We start from the raw sequence: 19,840 nt of genomic DNA on the forward strand, positions 1-19,840 counted from the left end.
GGTGAAAAAGATAATTTTTGAACCACCAAGACACCAAGAAAGATTCATTTCAATAGTCGAATCACAATTGACAATTAACTACGATCTCATCATCAACAATTCCACTAGCTTCTCAGTAATTGGAAAACCTGTCTGTTTTTCAAAATGGAGAAACATCGGACTAGGATTGGCTTCTAAAAAAACATACTCACCCGCAGAATTTTGCCGCCAGTCGATCGCTGTCCATTCTAGATATAATGCTTTGGCCATGTCTTTACACTGCTGTTGAATTTGTTTTGGCAATTCCACCGGAATTAATTGTGCTTCTATATCTGTACGGAAGTCTAAATCATGACTGCGAATCTCCGCCGCATAAACAGAGTTACCAATTACGTAACTGCGAATGTTGGTTCCAGGGATGTACTCTTGTAAGGTAACAGGAGCAATACTCAAAGCTAAATTTAGTCGCTTCGGATCTAACAGAGATGCGGTTAAAATTTGAGTATGAGCGCCACCGTATACAGGTTTAAAAATGGCTTTTTCGTAAGATTTAGCAAACCTGATTACTTCTTGTGGATCGTTAGTGATCAGAGTTTGGGGAATTTTGACACCTAAAAGATGAACTTGGCGAAGTTGTAGGGGTTTTTCTTTATGAAATTGATACGCTTCCCAAGAGTTCACCCAACGCGCTGGACATGCTTTGAATAATGTCCGTAGCACACTCATAGAATCATTGAAGGCGATGTTCTGTTGATGGGGATCTTCTAGAGAAGGAATACCAACGCTACCCAAGCTACGCCAATAAACACTGTGAATATCTTGAAAATCTAATTGATGTTCTGGAGATAATTTGAGAGAACCAACAAAAGAATTCGGTTCCCAAGATATTTTTAGTTGACTGGGAAACATTTGAGTATCTAAATAATCTACAGTTGCTCCCGCCTGCACAGCATGAGCATCTGAAGAATTACCCAAAATTAAAATATTCATAGTCGTATTTAATCGTTTAAGTTCGTAGTGAGCGTTAAAACGCTCACTAAATCATTTCCAATTTATGGAGTTCGAGTTGAAACGGGTGAACGTAATAATGCATAAGTGTTATCCGAAATCAAGTATTACTTATTGAAGATACAAAGAAGGATGTCTTGATTTCTGAATAATTACAGAGGACTCTGAAGTAAATAAGCGATCGCCTCATGTACTGTGTTTATGGAGAAGATTTTGTAATCCTGAAATCAGGACTGATAACTAAGCGATTCCACAATGCGTTGGTGGCGGGTTTAACAGTTATCAGTTATCGTTTCATTGATAACTGTTGACTGATTTAGAATTATATATAGTAGTCTGCGATTAGGTGCTATACCACTCGTCAGAGGTGAAAGTAATTGCACTAATGTCTGCGAGGGTACGGGAAATGCGGTTAAATCTTGCAATTGAGACTGGCTTTCGCAATCAGTCAAAAGTAAAAGGTAAAAGGTAAAAGTAATGGGAAGGTTTTTTACTTTCACCTTTTACCTTCGCGTTTTTCCTAGCATTGGATACAAGTTCTAAATGATACTATATTTTTTCGATAACCATCAACCGTCGAAAATGCCTGAAAACCATCGTGTTATCTTGATTATCCGCTCATATACAACCTTTTGCAATCCAATCTAAACTAGATTCAAATTCCGTACTCAAGCTACAACATTTACAAGCAGGCGTCACCGTAGAATTAATTAGTGCTGCTGGTATTATTGAAACAAAAGACATTAGACTTCGTAGCAGAAGTCAGGGGGAAGGGTTAAAGGAATTTAAATCAGGTTGGTTATCTTCAACTAGCGCTCAACCAAAAAACTTAGCGTCACGCACTGCATAGAATTGATTTTCTAACTCGGGTCGATAATCGGACAAATAGTATTTTCAGGTATTTCAGAAACCGATTTCCAGCCTGAAAGCAGCCCTTCTAACTCCAACTTCAATACTTGTAGCTGTTCGATTTGGTGTGCGATCGCTGCAATTTTATCATTCAGTTTTGCTTTAATGTGGTCACAGGGCAAGTCCCCTTGGTCATGCACATCCAGCAACTCTTTAATCTCTAACAAGCTCAATCCAAGGCTCTGGGCACGTTTGATAAAGCTTAGGCGGGCAAAAACATTTGAGTTAAATAACCGAAATCCACCTTCAGTCCGATCCGAAGCCTTGAGCAAGCCCAGTTCTTCGTAGTAACGAATTGTTTTGATGGGAATGCCACTTTCTTTAGCAACTAAACCAATCTGCTTCAGTGTTTCTTGGGCTAACATAATTAACTCCTACTTATCTAGTTTCTGCGTGTTGTCATTGTTGCTTGAGTATCTGCCATAATTTCATCCTCCTTTGGAGATTGAACTTGCCCCGCTTCAACCTTAACTTCGCCTCGAAACATATTCATGCCGCAGGTAAAGGTGTAAGTTCCTGGTTGCTTGGGAGTGAACTCAATTGGAGTAACTTGGTTCAGGGGTAGCTGTTGGGCAATATGGAAGTCAGGAAATCGGACTTCTTCAAGGCAACTGCTGGGATCTTTGCGGTAGAAATTGAGCCGTACTCGTTGAGCTGGGTTAACTACCACTTGACTTGGTTCATACCCACCATCAACGGTAATTGTTACCTCCTGAACGCCCTGCTTTGATTGTGCTTTTTGCGACTTTGGTTTACTCAGCAGAAACCACCATAACTCCAGTCCTATCAATCCTAATCCGCCAGTAGTAACGGCTGCTTTTGCCCACAAGGGTTGTTCGATGCGACGGAACTGACTGGTTTGCTTCGTTTGAGATGGTTGCATCTGTTCATGGGGCATTTGTGCAACTGCTTTGTTAGAAGCAATTCCAAACACCAATCCCAAACTTGCAACACTGCCAATGATTGCTATTTTGTTCATTCTATAAACCTCTCCTTTGGCCAATGTAACTACTTCTTTGTCAAGGCAACTTTGTGGGGTAGAGTCATAAACCGCCAAGACGCCAAGTGCGCCAATAACAAGAGAAAAAGAGAATTTGAGAAGTTAATTCACCTAGCAAAGTTGTCTTGCCAGACTACTAGTGGTTCATCGCATTAATTTTGCTGGGCTACAAGATCCCCGATTTCTTGAAGAAGTCGGGGATCTGACCCCTCACAACTTCTCATAACTTTTGCGATAGACCACTACTACGCTAATGCACCTGAAATAGCTCCAAGTAAAAATCCAAATCCTACCAAGGTTGCAAAAAATGTTACTTGATTCAGCATCGTTACTACTCCTTGTAAATTATCAACCAATTGTTTTTGCTCGGAAATTACGTAAACGTAGTGCATTCGTAACTACCGATACGGAACTAAACGCCATTGCTGCACCTGCAATAATCGGGCTAAGCAACCAACCGAAGAAAGGAAAGAGAATTCCGGCTGCAATTGGAATACCAGCGACGTTATAGATAAAGGCGAAGAAGAGATTCTGACGAATGTTGCGAATCGTGGCACGACTCAGTTGGATAGCGGTGACAATACCTTGTAAATCTCCCGATATCAGGGTGATGTCACTAGCTGCGATCGCTATATCTGTTCCTGTGCCAATTGCGATCCCGACATCGGCTTGAGCCAGTGCTGGGGCATCATTAATGCCATCCCCGACCATTGCTACAATTTTGCCTTCCGACTGAATTTTCTCGACAGTCTCGGCTTTTTGATCTGGGCGAACTTCGGCAAAAACTCGCTTGATGCCCACTTCACGAGCAATAACTTCGGCAGTGCGGCGATTGTCTCCGGTTAACATCACCACTTCCAATCCCATTTTCTGCAATGTGCGAATCGCGTTTACAGAAGATGGTTTCACCGCATCAGCAATACCCATAATCCCTTGGACTTTGCTATCTACAGCAATCCAGATCACTGTCTTACCAAGATACTCCAAGCGTTCCCAGTGTTCCTGCAATGCACTTGTTTCGATGCCTAATTCATTCATCCAACGGTGGGTGCCAATTTGTACCCATTGATTTGACACGTACCCTTGCACACCGCTACCAGCGATCGCTTCAAACTCCTGTGCATCTGTTAACTCCACACCTTGAGATTGAGCATAATTCACAACTGCCTCTGCTAGTGGATGTTCTGAATTGCGTTCGATAGATGCTGCAAGGCGCAGAAGATTTAGCTCGTTGTTATTAGCTGTACCATTGACAGTTACAAAATCGGTGACAGTCGGCTTACCTTGCGTAATTGTACCTGTTTTGTCGAGAACAACAGTCTTGAGCTTGTGCGCGAGTTCCAGACTTTCTGCCCCTTTGATCAAGATGCCGTTTTCTGCACCTTTACCCGTTCCTACCATGATCGAAGTTGGCGTTGCCAAGCCAAGGGCACACGGACAAGCAATGATTAACACACCGACAGTGGTAATTAGTGCCATCGTCACATTGCCCATGATGTTATACCAGATGATAAAAGTAGCGATCGCAATGGCAATTACGGCAGGCACAAAAGCGCCAGTAACTTGGTCGGCTAGCTTTTGAATTGGTGCTTTCGACCCTTGGGCTTGCTGCACTAACTTGACAATCTGCGCCAAAAATGTATCTTTACCTACTCGTGTTGCTCGGAATTTGAAGCTACCAGTTTTGTTGAGCGTGGCTCCAATCACTTCATCACCCGGTTGCTTCTTCACAGGAAGACTTTCACCCGTGACCATTGCCTCATCGATAGTTGAAGAACCATTGATGATCTCGCCATCTACCGGAATCTTTTCACCTGGACGCACCAGAATGACATCGCCTTTAATTACCTCTGCAATGGGCAGATCAATCTCTTGTCCATTACGAATGACTCGTGCTGTTTTTGCTTGCAAACCCATCAACTTACGAATTGCTTGGGAAGTTTGTCCTTTGGCACGATTTTCTAGCAGTCGTCCCAGTAAAATTAGAGTAATGATCACTACAGCTGCTTCGTAGTACACATCAGGCGGTAATCCTCGCTCGGTGAAGAACCCAGGCAAGAAGGTAGGGAAGAGGGAATACAGATAAGCGGCTCCTGTACCAATCGCTACCAAGGTATCCATTGTTGCCGCGTGACGTTTGAGAGCTTTCCAGGCATTGACAAAGAAAGATGCACCACACCAAAACAAAACTGGAGTCGCCAGCACAAGCTGTAACCAAGGATTATGCAACCACATGGGAATAAAGGGAATGGACAACCCCGTCATCATCGGTAGCGAACCAATGACCATGATGGCGCTAATAATGCCGCCGACCCAAACTTTTCTGACTAAGGCTCGATTTTCGGCTTGGCGTGCTTGCACTTCTGCATCATCTGTGGTGAATAAATCATCGTCTTGTAGGGGTTGAGCAGAGTATCCCACCGCATCTACCGCATCGCAAATTGCTTTTGGGTTAGTTTTTCTGGGATCATAGGTGACAGTGGCTTGCTCTACCCCGAAGTTAACGCTACACTCATTTACACCATCAATAGAGCGAATCGTATCTTCAATTGTTTTAGCGCAAGAGGCACAACTCATACCCCGCAGTTTCAGATTCGTGTTTTCCATTGTCACACCTCCTAACGATTGTCTGAACTGCTTTTTAAAGAATATAGTTACCAGTAACCGTATAACCTGCGGCTGTAATTGCTTCTGTGATGGCAGTTTCTGCTGCTTGAGTTTCGATGTGGACAAGCTTAGTTTTGGTATCAGCCTCAACGATGGCTGCGGGATCAACTGTTTTCACCGCTTTTGTGATGCTTTCTCCACAAGCAGAACAAGCCATGTTAGGAACTTTGAGGTGAAGTTTCATCTGAATGTACTCTATTTAATCAACTAATCTCATTTTGAAATCTCCATCTTGCTGGAGAGTCAAGGGGTAGTGAGAAAAAATTTATCTTGGCTGTGGGTAAAGCGAAAATAGATGCCAATCCTGGGACAATAGAGAAGTTAGAAGCAGCTGTGAGTTGATTGGAACTTATTTTGAGAATATTCTGTCTCCAGAATTGAGCTATTGAGTTAGTCAAATTTATGGAAACTAAGGGCGATTCTGAACAGAGAAGTATTCAAAATTCTGGATCGGTTCTCAAGCTGCGTCGGCTGGTAGGATCAGCAGTAGTTGTGGTTTCTGTAGGAATAGCTAGTTATGCAGCTGGTTTTGCTATTGCTAAGCAGGAAAGTGACTCCAAAGCAAACATTCAACAGCTAAAATTACAAGCTAAATTGTGCCGCAAATTCAATCGCGGTGAGGTGGAAGCGGAGGATGCTGCTGCTGGTGGTAAGATATCTGGTGTGCATGATATTTTAGCAGATTTGCAGACGGTGCAAGTTGAGCTAGCTAAGAAGAGACTTGTGTTTGTAGAAGAACAACCAACAATTGTAAAGTTGAAGTCTCAAGAAGCAGCTTTAAAATCTTTATTAAAGCAGCGTATAGACGGTATTTGTAACGTTGTGAATTAATAGTTGATTGATATTAAGCGCTTTATAAACCGCATCAGTTAAGAGAACTGCGGTTTTTGGCTGCTGACATTTCTCCAGCTACGCAAAATACTTCATCCACTCTAAACCTTGCTAAATAAGCTTTACGCAGGATGTTTCTTTAAAACGCCCTACAGGCGGCGCATCACCTGTTACGAATAAACAAACAAGTCAATTCTGCCTTCTGCCTTCTGCTTTCTGCCTTCTTTTTTCAGAGTAAGGTTTCCAGGAATTTAAAAAACCTGTAGCCTTTTGAGGATGAGGGCGTTCATCTTGCGTAAAGTTCCATTACTAAATAGTTAAGTAAATAGTCAAGTGTTGTTTGCAATGAGCGCCAATGAACACTGTTGGAACTTTGCGATCGCATTGATATTGAGTACCATCCTCTTTGCCCCATATCCACTATTTTAACGATTTGTGCGATGAATTCGATAGTTTCTGCTTCCAACGCTGACAATTATGACCAGCCTAAAAGTAAGCGCCTGCTATCCATAGATTTGTGGCGTGGACTTGTCATGGTGCTAATGGCCTTAGACCATGTGCGATCATTTTTTACCAACGTCCGCTTTAGTCCTTTAGATATCACCCAGACTACCATCCCTTTGTTTTTCACTAGATGGGTGACTCATTTATGCGCGCCTTCTTTTGTGTTTCTAGCAGGTGTCGCCACCTATCTTTCTCTTCAGCGCTATAGGAACAAACGAGAACTTTCCCGCTTTCTGTTCACTCGCGGGCTATGGTTGGTGTTTCTGGAGTTGACGGTAATTAGCCTTGCATGGACTTTCAACCCGACCTTTTTCGGGGCAGGTGTGCTGTGGGTAATTGGTTGGTCTATGGTAGTCTTAGCAGTGCTAATTCATTTTCCGAATAGAGCGATCGCTACATTCGGAATCCTGCTCATAGTCGGACACAATTTGTTTGATAATTTACATGTTGAACAACTAGGAAGATGGGGTTGGTTTTGGGCGGTACTTCACGAACAACAAATGTTCACACCCTTTCCTAGAATCAGCTTTTTCATCGTTTATCCCCTCATTCCTTGGATAGGAGTGATGGCGGTGGGTTATGCTTTTGGAAGAGTTTTTAATTTGGAAAAATCTCAGCGCAGCCAGTTACTCCAACGCTTAGGGCTAGGTCTAATTCTTACCTTTATTATCCTTCGGGCAATCAATATTTATGGCGACCCTAAACCTTGGTCATTTCAGTCCAGCTTTTCTCGCACCTTGCTATCATTTATCAACTGCCATAAATATCCACCTTCATTGCTCTTTTTATTGATAACCCTTGGTATAGCAATCCTAATATTTCATTTGTTTGAAAACCATAGATTTAGAATTCTTAAACCCCTTGCACTCTTCGGTCGAGTTCCTCTATTTTTCTACATTATCCACCTTTGGCTGATCCACATTGCCGCTGTCCTACTTGCCTTTCCTAATTACGGTTGGAAAGCAATTATTCAGCCCTACATCATGTCTCATCTTATGCCACCAGAATATGGGTATGATTTACCAAAGATTTATATTCTCTGGCTCATCATACTTGTTATCTTGTATCCCATTTGTAATTGGTTTGCCAACTATAAAGCAAAACATCAAAATTGGTGGTTAAATTATTTGTAAGCAGATTCAGCACAGAGGTTTACGCAGAGAAAATTTTGTAAAAGCACCAGCTAGCAAAGTAAGCGCAACAGGGACGCAGAGATAGACGTGTCTGATGATACAGCATATTGTAGGTAAATGAAGTACACTCCTCCCCAACCCTCCCCTTAGTAAGGGGAGAGTGCGCGACTTTCAAGGGTGGGGTCTTTTTGTACCTCACAAACTTGAAATATGCTGTAGCTATACTCAATTTCTCAAAAATCTAATTGTAAAGGGATAGCGGTAATGTTGACCTTTGTAAGCTTTGATAGAAGCAAAAATTACTAAAATTAATTCGACTAATAATAATATTGTTATTAGTGTAATTAAAACTATTAATAAAGTATTTAAGGTGGATTCTAGTTGTTGAGAAGGCACATTATTTGTAAGTGCAATACCACAAGTTGTAAAAACTAGAAATAAGGAAATAATGATTACAATTAAGGTATAAACTGTTAGCGAAAGTTGAAAGTTTAAAGATTCTTTGCCTTGAAAATCTATCCATGGGTCTTGTGATTTTTTCCACTGCCAAACTACCAATGGCCCCAGGATATTCAGCAAAGGCAGATATACGGGTATGCCAATAAATACCAAAAAAATTAGTGGAATCCACAACAAAGCCGAAAGATGACACAACATAGCCCAAATACGTATTTGCTTGTTGCTGTTTTCTCTCATAGTTATTGACTTTATGTGGATTTATCTAAACAACTTATTGGTGTACATCTGTGTTTGCTTTCCTACAACTAAACATTTTGCTTTACAGAATGAGTCCACATTAGAGGTTATATGTAAAAAAAGTCAAGACTAAAATCTAGGATTTGTCATTGCTTGAGGCGCAAAAGCTTTTTGCAGTCGCACTCAGACTGCACTTAGGCAAAGTTTATCCTTTCTAGTGGGAAGACCCCATGCGAACCGAAGTGCGATCGCTAGTCAATACGTATTTTTCATGACACAGTTTTCTTTTTAACTATGTCTAATAATCTAAAATCAGGATGTTGCTATTAAAAAACTTAACAAATCAAGGCTTTACCTAAAAAGTCAAGATACCAGGAATGTAAAGTTAGTCTGCTAATTTTATACTGTTGATATCATGATATCAGCTTCACGATATTGAACTCAAATACTATATAATTTTTTCCGAAAATTACCATTGAACTCTTGTAGTATTAGCATAAACTTAGAGTTACCAGGTAAGTCTTATGTTTCCTCACAAATTTCATGCCTTAACTGGCAAAAAATGGTTTGTCAAATTGGCTTGGGTGATGGGGATTATTGGTGTCACAACCATGATTAGTTCTCCTGTATTGGCTAGAAGATTCTATGGCTTTGCCTTTTTGCAACCTTCTGCTTATCGCAACTATCCTTATCGCAACTCCAACAGTACTATTGCTGATACTCTTGCTAAGGATGGGAAATATACCAATCTGGTTGATGAATTGAAAGAAGCTGATCTTTTCGACACACTGAAAAAGCCAGGTTATTTCACAATTTTTGCTCCGACTGATAATGCCTTTAATTCTTTAGATAGTAACGTCTTCAAGCAATATAGCCAGCCCGAAAACCGTGTTAAAGTTTTGAAATATCACGTGATTGTTGGCGAAATCACTCCTGAGCAAATCAAAACTGGAGTACTCAAAACTCTAGAAGGTACAGAACTTAGAATTACCGAAGATGCTAATGGCGAAGTCAAGGTAAATAACGCTAAAGTCTACCAACCTGCCACACGTACCACAAATGGCGTGATTGTACAAATTAGCGGACTACTCATGCCCTCTGATGTTAACTTCTAAGCTTTAGCAAATTTTGCTTTATATTATTAGATCGTCCCCCAGCTTAGTTTTTCGTAAACCTGGGGGATTTTTACATTTACTGCCAGTTGCCTACAACAACAAATGGTGCCCAGTAATGAGGATTGCTGTATTGCTGATCATTGAGCAAAGCAAGTTGTGCTTGTTGGAGTGCTTGCGCTTTGTTGATTTTCGTCTTTTTAGCTTGTTCTAACTGACTATACAAATGACCCATGAATTTGGCAGTACTGTCATCTTGCACTGACCATAATGTTGCCATTGTACTGCGCGCACCAGACCGTACTGCTACCCCTGCTAGTCCTAAAGTAGCGCGTTGATCACCAATTGCTGTTTCACAAGCACTGAGAACTAATAATTCTATTGGTCTACGGGAAGTTAGTGTATTGTTTCGCAAGAGATTACCTAACTGTTTAACGTTCATGCGTTGATCCCAAAATAGAATAAACGTATCGTCAGCGATCGAACTAAATTGAGCATGAGTTGCTAAGTGAATGATCGAAACATCAGAATTGAGAATCTGGTTTTGAACCTCTTTGGTAGTAAATTTGTCATTAAGGAGTAACTTTGTTGCTACTCCTAAATCTTCAATTTGTTTAAGCTCTTGTTTTACTTGAGGTAATCCTTCAAAACCTTCGCGTGGTTCACTTATTCCTGCTGTGATGGCTTTGATATTAATGTCTGTTAATGGTTTGGGGTTAATTAGCTGCAAACCAGGAGTTAAGGCAATGGCATATTTTTGTAATAAATATTGTTTGCCATCGTGCAATACAGACATGGGAATATTTCTTAATTTTTCATCCAAAACAAACACCAAGGTTTTAATTTTGTTGTTTTCTAAGTCTTGCTGGAGAGGCCGAATAAGCCAATCGTATACTTTTTGGTAATAAGGCAGGGACTGTTCAAGGGTAGGTTCAGGAGATTTAAGAAAGGACTGTATTTGTTCTACAGTTTCTTCTACTTCTTGCTTTTTAAGTGTAGTACTGTAAAGACGTGGCGCTTGTTTTGGCAGGCTGAGAATTACTTCTAATCTTTCGACATCTGAATCTGACTGTTGTTTATTGGATAAAATAATTGGATAAACAACTGCGGCGCTCGTGTCTAATTGATCGATTTGTTGGGAATTTGCTTCTACACAGGCTTCACGGAAAAAGTTATTGAGTTCAGCCAATTGTAGAGATTCCAGCACATTTCTTGCTTGAGTTAATCGTTTTTGGCTTTCCTGTTCTTTTTTATCTGCTTTTAAGGATTGAGCATACTCCAATTCCAGTTCGACTAGTTGGCGATAAACCGGTTCTACGCTAGATCGAAAAGAAAACTGGACTTCTGGATTAACTGCTACTAAATCGCTACGTAATGATTGCAGAGCATTATAAGCTTTGGTGTAAGCTGCGATCGCATCTGGTACATCCCCTTGGGCTTTACGTATCCTGCCCAGTTGCCAGAAATACTGATAGGATATGTAGGGTGATTCTAGGCTAGAAACTACATTCAAAGCCTGTCTAGTAAATTTTTCGGCTTGAGATAAATCCTCTTTACTACCTCTTTGCTCATACAGCGCACCACGATTTCCTAATGCATAGGCTTCAGCTTGTTTGTCTCCTAAATTTTTGGCTTGGGTGGCGGCTTCGGCTAAAATCTTATCAATTTCGTCAAAACTTGGTAATTGCGAGTCTTGCTTTTGTTGGGAGTTTTCGAGTTGAATTAGTTCTGCTAAGCTTTGAGCATAGTTTATCTGCTCGTAAACTCCTGTCCGACTAGGAGAAAATTTTAAGTCTTGAGGATTTAGAGATAACCAAAAAGCTTTTGCTTGTTGATATTTTTCGGGATCATATTGTGCCTGTTTTAACAAGAGGCTAAACTGATTTAGTTGTGCTTGTTGGCGCGTAGTTGGTAAAGTGGTCAGCTTTGCTGCTTGGCTATAAGCATCTACTGCTTGTTGATAATAATTTTCTCTTCTGCGCCGCACCCTTTCATTTTCAGCTAAGGTTTTAGCTGTGTTACCCATACTGAGATAAGTAGCTGCTTGCTCTTGAGGAGAATTTAATTTTTGGGCTAAAATTAGGGTCCTATCTAAGACAAGTTGAGACTGTTCTGGCTGACCAATAAAACGTAGTAATTCACCCAGACCTCTCAAGCCTATAACTTTGGTTACAGAAGGAGATTCACTGGTAATTTTTTGGAGTTTTGCTGTTAATTCTTCTGATGATAATTGGCTAAACTCTTGACAATCGCTAACTCCAAGTTCTTGATTAAATACTTCTAATAAAGTCTTGCAAGCACGGGGAAAAAGACCCATATCTTGCATAACTTGACTCTGGTTGATTTTATTTTGTGCTAACTTGGCAGGTTCTTTAATCTGACTGTAGATTTTAGCAGCTTGTTGCCAACTTTCAAGGCTTTGTGTAAATTGTCCAACTTCTTTTTGTAAATAGCCTTGAATATCTAAAGCCTGCGCTAAAATTTTCTGTTTGTCTTGACTTTGGGATTGGGTTTGTAATAAAACTAAACTTTGTTGATTGGCTTTTGTGGCTTTCTCCCACTGTCCAAGTTGTTGATAAGTCAATGAGAGATTGCTCAAAGCCATTGCTTGATTTAAATTATCTTTTTGGGCAGAAAACGCAGACACTGCTTTTTCCCACACAACTGCTGCTTCTTGCAATTGACCAGAACGGTATAACTGAGTAGCTTGGTTAACTAGCTGTTGTGCATCTGATTGAGTCTGCACAATTTGAGTTGTTTGTGAAACTTTCGCAATTACAGGTGGTGCTGTAGACGCAAACATAAATAGCAAAACCGCCAGAAATAGCGATCGCTTATGATAAATTCTTTTGACTTGATTAGTTAAATTACGGTTAAATACGCCTTTATTTGGTTTCATATTATACTCCCAATAACATTGTTAGTTGTTGGTTGTTGGTTAGTGGTTAGTAGTTAGTTGTTGGTTGTTGTAGAGACGTGCCATGGCACGTCTCTATAGTGGTTAGTAGTTGTTCACTACCCCTCACACTCCCCATCACCCCATCACCCCACCTTCTTCAAAATGGTGCAGGACAAGACGCACTTACTTGGTTAGTACGCTGAGGATTAGAGGCATTAGGATCATAGGCTGTGAGAACCACCTCGCCTTTTTCATTGAATACCCATCCTTGGGCAGGAACAATTTGCTTACTTGTAGATTGGTTCGTAGGTTGATTAATAGTTGCACTCTGGGAATTGCTACTACTGTTAACAGGCTGTAGCAAATCAACGCGAATGTTGTCACTGCTCAAGTCATTGTTTGGGCTGGATGGCAAACCACCCCGTCCAGTGATGATAAATGAACTGCCAGAACCTTTCTGACAAGGATTCTGGGCGATTTGATTGCTTGGATCTGTGAGGTTTTCTGGTAATTCAACTAATCCTTGACTGGGGTCTACATCTGCGGTGTCGATTTGGACTGTACCACTGAACTGTGGTCCCAAGTCAGAAGAGGCTGTGATATCACTTTCTGGTGTGAGATTTTCCCGGAATTGAGTCCCAAAGATAGCATCAGCATTAATAATTACCCTCCCCCCAAAGCTTTCTTCAGCATTAGCACTGATATCACTATTTTCTAAGGCGACGAGGTTGCCGGTATCAATGGTGATATTTCCACCTGTGGCTGTACCTGTGGCATCAGTTCTGATGTTACTATTGCGACGCATAATTAAGTCGCGGGAGTTGAGGATAATATTACCTTGACCGCCTTTGGTGGTAGCGCTAATTAATGCCTGATTGTCTAGCCGGATGTCTTTAGCTGTCGTAATTTCTATGTTACCTGCTTGGCGATTGTCTACTTCACTATTGGTAATCAATTGACCACGGTTCACAAACAGAGACTTAGCATCGATTTTGATGCTACCTGCATTGCCATCGCCAGAGGTGCTGGCAGTAATTTGACCGCCATCACTTACAAACAGTGAACCTTTATAAATTTCAATGTTGCCGCCGTTACCTGTTCCTCCAGCAAGCACATTGCTAAAAATACCACTATCAACTCCGGTGATATTAATCCTATCTCTAATATTTAACTTTACGTTTCCAGCATTACCCTTGCCACCACTACGGATAAAGGTATTCAGTTCACCTCCGTTAGTCAAAAATAGTGATCTAGCGGTGATGTTGATGTCTCCGCCCTTACCCACACCTCCTGCTTCCACAGTGCTAAAAGCTGCACTGGGGAATTCTACAATGTTATCTTTGCCATTAAAAGAGACAGTATCTCTAGCTGTGATTGTGATATTACCTGCATCTCCTCTACCAGCAGTACCAGCAAAAATTTGTCCGCCATCGGTTACAAATAGTGAACCTGTGGTGATATCTATATTGCCGGCGTTACCTATTGCTCTTTTTTCCACACTGCTAAAAATCCCGCTACGGCTATAGACACCGTTGATGTCAAGTATGTCACTCACTCCCGAAATATCAATTCTATCGCTGACATTTAGTTTGACATCTCCAGCCTTAATAACCCTATCAGGTTGAGTACTAAGATTATTACGAACAACTGTATTGAGTTGGGCCCCATTGGTCAAGGATAGCGAATTCGCATTGATAATGATATCTCCACCTGTGCCTGTACTTCCTGCTTCCACACTACTGAAAGCTGCACTGGGAAATCCGAAAATTTTATCTGTACCATCAAAGGAGACAGTACCGTTGGGAGCATTAATGATTATATTCCCTGCATTTCCTGTGCTGTAAGTGTTGGAATTTAGTTGTCCACCACCACTGATAAAAAGTGATCCTGTGGTGATATCTATATTGCCAGCATTGCCTGTGGAACCAGTCTCTACGTTGCTAGAGATACCACTGCGAATGCCAAAGTTACCGATTCCTGCAATATCAATCCGATCGCTAATATTTAATTTCACATTCCCAGCATCACCTATACCACCAAGATTTATGCCATCTGTACCCCGAACCAAGGTATTCAGTTGACCTCCGTTAGTCAATGAGAGTGATCTGGCAGTAATATTAATATCTCCCCCCTTGCCTTGGCCTCCTGCTTCTACAGTGCTGAAGGCTGCACTGGTGGTTAATCCCCGTTTTTCTGTACCATCAAAAGAGACAATACCATTAGGAGCATTAATTGTGATATTGCCTGCATCTCCTTTGCCAAAGGTGCTAGCAGACAATACTCCTCCATTCCTGACAAAAAGTGATCCTGTGGTGATTTCAATATCGCCAGCATTACCTGTTGACCCAAGACCTACACTACTAAAAATACCACTGTTGGCGTAACGACCATTGGAGGCAAGTATGTCACTTGCTCCAGAAATCTCGATCGCATCACTGATATTTAACTTCACATTTCCAGCATTAGGTATATCAGTGGGATTGGTATTAATTCCATTACGAATAAAGGTATTTAGTTCACCCCCATCTGTTAAGAAAAGCGATTTAGCAGTAATGTCGATGTTTCCACCATCACCAGTGCCGCCAGTTTCTACGTTGCTAAAAATTGCACTCGGTAATCCTTGATTATCTGTACCGTTAAAAGAGACTGTACCATTTGGAGCATTAATAATTACATCTCCTGCATCTCCTTTGCCAAAGGTACTTGAACTTAATTGCGAACCGTCAGTTGCAAAAAGTGAGCCTGTTGTAATGTTGATGTTGCCAGCGTTGCCTTCTCCGAAAGTGCGAGACAAAAGATAAGAAGTACCTTGAAGGGTTATAGAATCAGAGATATTTAGTTCAATGTTGCCAGCATTAGGCAAACCCTTATCTCCTACAATCCCAGCAGTATTGGTAAATACTTGAGTACCATTTTGCAAAGAAAGCGATCGCGCATTAATGACTATATCGCCTCCCAATCCTGTACCAATTAAATCAACACCGAAGTCATCTGAGCGACCAGCAACAGAAGTACTGATTCTAGCAGCATTAAATACAACATCTGCGTTGGCTGCATCAATGATGATGTCTCCTGCATTCCCAGATGCATAAGTAGCAGCTTGCATGATGGAGCCGCTGTTTATAGAAACAGATTCAGAAGCTTTAATGCGGATGTTGCCAGCATTTCCTGACCCAGTTGTGGAAGTAGCTATTTGTGCAAAATTTTCTAAAGTCAGTGATGGTGTATCGATAACAACATCATTAGCACTTCCAGTCGCAAAAGCTCCCACTACACTACCAAAACCGCTCCCTAATTCTGGCAATCCTTGCAAGTATATTTTATCTGTAGCTGTAACATTTACTCTTCCGGCATTTCCTTGCCCAAAAGTTGCAGAACCGATTGCAAAACCACCAATTCCTTCCAAGGTCTTAGTGTTAATGATGACATTTCCTGCATTACCAATTGCTGAGCTTTGGACTAAATTGCTGATTTCCGTAGAGGAGTCAGCATTACCCGTGATTGTAAACTTGTCTGTAGTATTAATGACAATGTCACCCGCTTGAGCATCAGGATTGCCAAAACCTGATAAGATGCCAGCAAGCAGATTACTGCCCCCAGAAATCTCGAAATTACGGGCATTGATGGTAATACTACCTCCCCCTTCACCAAGTACAGCTACTGTACTACCGTTGTTAATTGTGACATCTGCTCTGGTCACACCATTAGGAAAGCTCAAGCTACCATCAGGGTTTAATGCAACTGTTCCGGCTTGTCTGAGTCCCCCTAATTCAACTCTTCCTCCTGGTGTTAAGACTGTGCCGTTGTTGAAAATCACATCCCCACCAACCAAAGCAAAAGTTTTTCCTGGTTCTACTATCAAACCAAAAAAATCACCGTTGATATTTTGAACTACCGATTGATTAGTAATACTGCCGGGATTATCCCGAAATCGCAAGCCGATGGGAATATTGATCGTTAACTGGGGAACTGGTTGCGGGTTGCTAGCACTGAATTCAAAGTTGTCAAATAATACACTATCGGCTGTACTGCCAAAAAATGAACCACCACGCAAATCCAGAGTTGCATTCGGACCAAAATCAATCCCATTTGGGTTAATTAAAAATAGATTGGCGCTTCCTAAAACACCAAGCGTCCCTTGAATATTAGAGCGATTACCACCTGTGACTCTGGTAAGAATATCGGTAATCCCAGTCGGATTGTCAAAATAAGCTCCCCTACCTGCATCAACGTTAAAATCTTGGAAAGAATGAAATAAATTTGACCCGCGAGTTGCACCACCAGTAATTAAATCAATTCCATCAACAACATTAGGATTCACAACAGAACTTTCGGCACCTAAGCTGGTATCTGGGGTAAGTTGGGCTGTAGCTTTGTTTATAGGTGCAAAACTGCCCAAAGTAATTAAGGGCAAGGCGAACCAAATCAGCGATCGCCAATTGTATTTTGTTTGGTAGTTTTGATTACAGACGAGCGATCGCTTTTGATTTTTTAGGTAGAAACTATCTAAAATCGGTAGCATTGAAACACCTTAATGATAATACTCTGGGCAATTTTTAACTTCCAACAAAAACTTATCAATTCACAACTGATAACTGATAACTGATTTAAAAAAGCGCAGGACAGGCTACAGTTGTTGTGGAATTACGTTGAGGAATATTACCTGTAGGTTCATAGGCTGTCAGAACCACCTCACCTTTGCTGTTAAATATCCATCCTTGCGCAGGTATAATATCATGCCCAGCAATGGGAAAAGTTTTTGGTTGATTAATGTTTGCACTCTGAGAATTTTCTCCAGAAGTAATAGGTTGGACTAAATCAACGTGGATATTGTTACCAGTCAGAGTTTCATTAGGACTAGGTGGGAAACCACCCCGTCCTGTGACGATAAATTCACTACCTATACCTCTTTGACAAGGATTTTGGGCAATTTGATCTCTGGGGTCTGGTAAATTATTTGGTAATTCGATTAATCCTTGACTAGGATCAACATCTATGGTGTTTAACTGCACAGTGCCATTCAAGCTGGCATTTTGTCGGGAAATAGCTGTGATATCACTCGTAGGTTGCTTTCTTGGGTCTAAATCTTGAGGACGTAACCTCTCCCAATCTTGACGAGTGCGTACAAATAGCCCAAAGATACCATTAGAGTTAATGACAACTTTTCCTCCCTGACCTTGGTCAGCATTAGCTATGATGTCGTTGTTACCAAAAGGTTGGGCAACTATAAAGCCTCGGTTCTTCGTGAGAGTGTTAATGTAAATATTGCCACCATTGCCATCTATCGCCTCAGTAGAAATCACACTTTCACCACTCATCAGTAAATAATCTTGCACATCAAGATAGATATCACCACCGTTACCAGAACTGGCTTGTGCTGTTATACCTCCTTTATTTTCCAGACGAATAGTATCAGATGTGACTCTGACCTCACCTGCATTCCCAGTACCTTGACCATCAACGTTGATTTTCGCCTGATCTCGAATAGTTAACTTGGGAGTTTTCAGGATCACAGTACCACCGTTACCTGTTGCGTCTTTGCCAACTACACTAGAAATAGCACTGCCTTCTCCACTCAATTCTGTAGATTCAGAGGCTGTAATATCTAATGTGGCTGCTTGGCTTTGGCTAAACGTACCTGTAACTAGCTGTCCTCCATCTGTAATCTTTAGCCGTCGTGTTTCCAGGGTTAACTTCGTACCTGGGCCTGTACTACTAGCTTGGGCGATCGTACCAATAGCGGTAGGAACAGGTGGTAGTGTTTCATCTATAACTACACTGCCTTGTATTTCTACTAAATCAGATGCTTTTACCACAACATTGCCAGCAGTGCCTGCGCCATAGGTGTCAGCACCAATTTGCGCTCCACCACTAGCGATGATGCGTTTGGCTTGAATGCTTAAATCGCTACCATCACCAGAACCTTCAGGCGAAACAGCAGTGTATATAGTACTGGGAACTGAATCATTGGTTGAAATGCCACTTACTTCCAAGGTGTCAGCAGCATTAACGTTGACGGTTCCTCCCGGTTGAGAACCCGTAAAAGCAAAAATAGCAGATCCATCGGTAAGTTTGATATTTCTCCCTTGGACTTGGATTTCTCCAGCACCTGCATCACTACTACTATCTATTGATGCTTTTTTGGTCAGGGAAATGTCTCGGAAGCCTGACACATTTGTATATCCCAGTTGCCAGCCTTTATCTATAGGAGTGATACTGACGAAACTGGAACTATCGACACTTCCAACTTCAATTCTGCCGCCATCTGCAAGCAGATTTCCTCCTTCTAAATTGACATCACCCCCCACAAGGGCAAGGGTTTTACCGGGTTGCACTGCTAAACCTTGAGGAGTTGAGTTTCTGCTAAATTCTAAAAACTCCGGATTGAACTGGAGATTATTACCTGGCCCTTGAACAGTAATAGTTCCAGGATTATCCCGAAAGCGCAAGCCGATGGGAATGTTGACAGTCAACTGTGGTGGTGGTTGTGGGTTGCTGGCGCTAAATTCAAAGTTATTGTCAAACACAAAACTATCAGCAGTAGTTGCCAAAAATGAACCACCCAAATCCAGAGTTGCATTTGCCCCAAAGAAAATTCCCTTTGGGTTGAGTAGAAATAGATTGGCGTTACCTAGAACACCAAGTCTCCCTAGAATATTCGAGGGATTACCACCTGTGACTCGCGTGAGAATATTGGCAATACCATCCGGATTGGAAAAGTAAGCTCCCCTGCCTTCACCAACGTTAAAATCTTGGAAAGAATGAAATAAATTTGAGCCACGAGTTGCACCACCTGAGATGCGATCGCTCGGTATACCATTAATCACATCTGGATTCACAACAGAATTTTCTGTTCCACCTAGATTTACATCAGGAACAATCTGTGCTTTACCTCTACTGAAAGTAACAAGAATGCTGCAAGTAACTAAGGGTAGGCTGAGTACCAGTGTCGAAATTGATTTCATGATCAGCCCCACAAATAAATGATTTTTGACTAACTTGAAAGTCATCTCACCCCGGCTACGCCACCCCTCTCCTTAGTAAGGAGAGGGGCTTGGGGTGAGGTTTGTCGTACCTGGCGGTGAAACCTTTCTTTAGACCT

12 protein-coding genes are annotated in these 19,840 nt (G+C 41.5%); 3 read left to right on the top strand and 9 right to left on the bottom strand.

What is annotated here, in order from left to right; genetic code table 11:
• Positions 1–78: 78 nt before the first annotated feature.
• From UYI_RS0111760 to UYI_RS0111785, 5 genes are all read right to left on the bottom strand, one after another.
• A complete protein-coding gene (locus UYI_RS0111760) occupies positions 79–969 on the bottom strand; it encodes a hypothetical protein (RefSeq protein WP_016866864.1) in 891 nt (296 codons plus the stop codon).
• Between the two features lie 878 nt (positions 970–1,847).
• Positions 1,848–2,261 (bottom strand): heavy metal-responsive transcriptional regulator, encoded by a 414-nt coding sequence (locus UYI_RS0111765; RefSeq protein WP_016866865.1) that lies wholly within the window; start codon positions 2,259–2,261, stop codon positions 1,848–1,850.
• A gap of 17 nt (positions 2,262–2,278) precedes the next feature.
• The gene (locus tag UYI_RS0111770; protein WP_016866866.1) at positions 2,279–2,875 is read right to left on the bottom strand and encodes a cupredoxin domain-containing protein; all 597 of its coding nucleotides are present in this window, start codon (positions 2,873–2,875) and stop codon (positions 2,279–2,281) included.
• Positions 2,876–3,244: 369 nt separating this feature from the next.
• The gene (locus UYI_RS32445; protein WP_016866868.1) at positions 3,245–5,503 is read right to left on the bottom strand and encodes a heavy metal translocating P-type ATPase; all 2,259 of its coding nucleotides are present in this window, start codon (positions 5,501–5,503) and stop codon (positions 3,245–3,247) included.
• Between the two features lie 34 nt (positions 5,504–5,537).
• Positions 5,538–5,747, bottom strand: a complete 210-nt coding sequence (locus UYI_RS0111785; RefSeq protein WP_016866869.1) for a heavy-metal-associated domain-containing protein — start codon at positions 5,745–5,747, stop codon at positions 5,538–5,540.
• Between the two features lie 218 nt (positions 5,748–5,965).
• Between UYI_RS0111785 and UYI_RS0111790 the strand changes: the two genes are divergently transcribed.
• Both UYI_RS0111790 and UYI_RS0111795 read left to right on the top strand, forming a co-directional pair.
• Positions 5,966–6,394, top strand: coding sequence for a hypothetical protein (locus UYI_RS0111790; protein WP_016866870.1), 429 nt, complete (start codon positions 5,966–5,968; stop codon positions 6,392–6,394).
• A gap of 440 nt (positions 6,395–6,834) precedes the next feature.
• The gene (locus UYI_RS0111795) at positions 6,835–8,031 is read left to right on the top strand and encodes a DUF1624 domain-containing protein (RefSeq protein WP_016866871.1); all 1,197 of its coding nucleotides are present in this window, start codon (positions 6,835–6,837) and stop codon (positions 8,029–8,031) included.
• A 225-nt stretch (positions 8,032–8,256) separates the two neighbouring features.
• On the opposite strand, the gene UYI_RS0111800 is transcribed toward UYI_RS0111795, so the two are convergent.
• Entirely contained in the window at positions 8,257–8,727 is a 471-nt protein-coding gene (locus tag UYI_RS0111800) for a DUF4870 domain-containing protein (protein WP_026085901.1), read from the bottom strand.
• 524 nt (positions 8,728–9,251) lie between these two features.
• Here UYI_RS0111800 and UYI_RS0111805 point away from each other — a divergent pair.
• Positions 9,252–9,842: a fasciclin domain-containing protein gene (locus UYI_RS0111805; protein ID WP_016866873.1), complete on the top strand. Its 591-nt coding sequence runs from the start codon at positions 9,252–9,254 to the stop codon at positions 9,840–9,842.
• 76 nt (positions 9,843–9,918) lie between these two features.
• On the opposite strand, the gene UYI_RS0111810 is transcribed toward UYI_RS0111805, so the two are convergent.
• From UYI_RS0111810 to UYI_RS0111820, 3 genes are all read right to left on the bottom strand, one after another.
• On the bottom strand, positions 9,919–12,738 hold the full coding sequence (locus UYI_RS0111810; RefSeq protein WP_016866874.1) for a CHAT domain-containing protein: 2,820 nt from the start codon (positions 12,736–12,738) through the stop codon (positions 9,919–9,921).
• A gap of 157 nt (positions 12,739–12,895) precedes the next feature.
• On the bottom strand, positions 12,896–17,260 hold the full coding sequence (locus UYI_RS0111815) for a two-partner secretion domain-containing protein (protein WP_016866875.1): 4,365 nt from the start codon (positions 17,258–17,260) through the stop codon (positions 12,896–12,898).
• 85 nt (positions 17,261–17,345) lie between these two features.
• Positions 17,346–19,703 carry a two-partner secretion domain-containing protein gene (locus UYI_RS0111820; RefSeq protein ID WP_167325071.1) on the bottom strand — a complete coding sequence of 786 codons (2,358 nt, stop codon included), beginning with the start codon at positions 19,701–19,703 and terminating at the stop codon, positions 17,346–17,348.
• Between the last annotated feature and the right edge of the window lie 137 nt (positions 19,704–19,840).

This window comes from Fischerella muscicola PCC 7414 (genome assembly GCF_000317205.1).
GTDB lineage: Bacteria > Cyanobacteriota > Cyanobacteriia > Cyanobacteriales > Nostocaceae > Fischerella > Fischerella muscicola.

Coding starts and splice junctions, on each gene's coding strand:
- UYI_RS0111765 (WP_016866865.1), bottom strand. CDS start 2,261: ATGTTAGCCCAAGAAACACTGAAGCAGATTGGTTTAGTTGCTAAAGAA.
- UYI_RS0111815 (WP_016866875.1), bottom strand. CDS start 17,260: ATGCTACCGATTTTAGATAGTTTCTACCTAAAAAATCAAAAGCGATCG.
- UYI_RS0111760 (WP_016866864.1), bottom strand. CDS start 969: ATGAATATTTTAATTTTGGGTAATTCTTCAGATGCTCATGCTGTGCAG.
- UYI_RS0111770 (WP_016866866.1), bottom strand. CDS start 2,875: ATGAACAAAATAGCAATCATTGGCAGTGTTGCAAGTTTGGGATTGGTG.
- UYI_RS0111805 (WP_016866873.1), top strand. CDS start 9,252: ATGTTTCCTCACAAATTTCATGCCTTAACTGGCAAAAAATGGTTTGTC.
- UYI_RS0111820 (WP_167325071.1), bottom strand. CDS start 19,703: ATGAAATCAATTTCGACACTGGTACTCAGCCTACCCTTAGTTACTTGC.
- UYI_RS0111795 (WP_016866871.1), top strand. CDS start 6,835: ATGAATTCGATAGTTTCTGCTTCCAACGCTGACAATTATGACCAGCCT.
- UYI_RS0111790 (WP_016866870.1), top strand. CDS start 5,966: ATGGAAACTAAGGGCGATTCTGAACAGAGAAGTATTCAAAATTCTGGA.
- UYI_RS0111800 (WP_026085901.1), bottom strand. CDS start 8,727: ATGAGAGAAAACAGCAACAAGCAAATACGTATTTGGGCTATGTTGTGT.
- UYI_RS0111785 (WP_016866869.1), bottom strand. CDS start 5,747: ATGAAACTTCACCTCAAAGTTCCTAACATGGCTTGTTCTGCTTGTGGA.
- UYI_RS0111810 (WP_016866874.1), bottom strand. CDS start 12,738: ATGAAACCAAATAAAGGCGTATTTAACCGTAATTTAACTAATCAAGTC.
- UYI_RS32445 (WP_016866868.1), bottom strand. CDS start 5,503: ATGGAAAACACGAATCTGAAACTGCGGGGTATGAGTTGTGCCTCTTGC.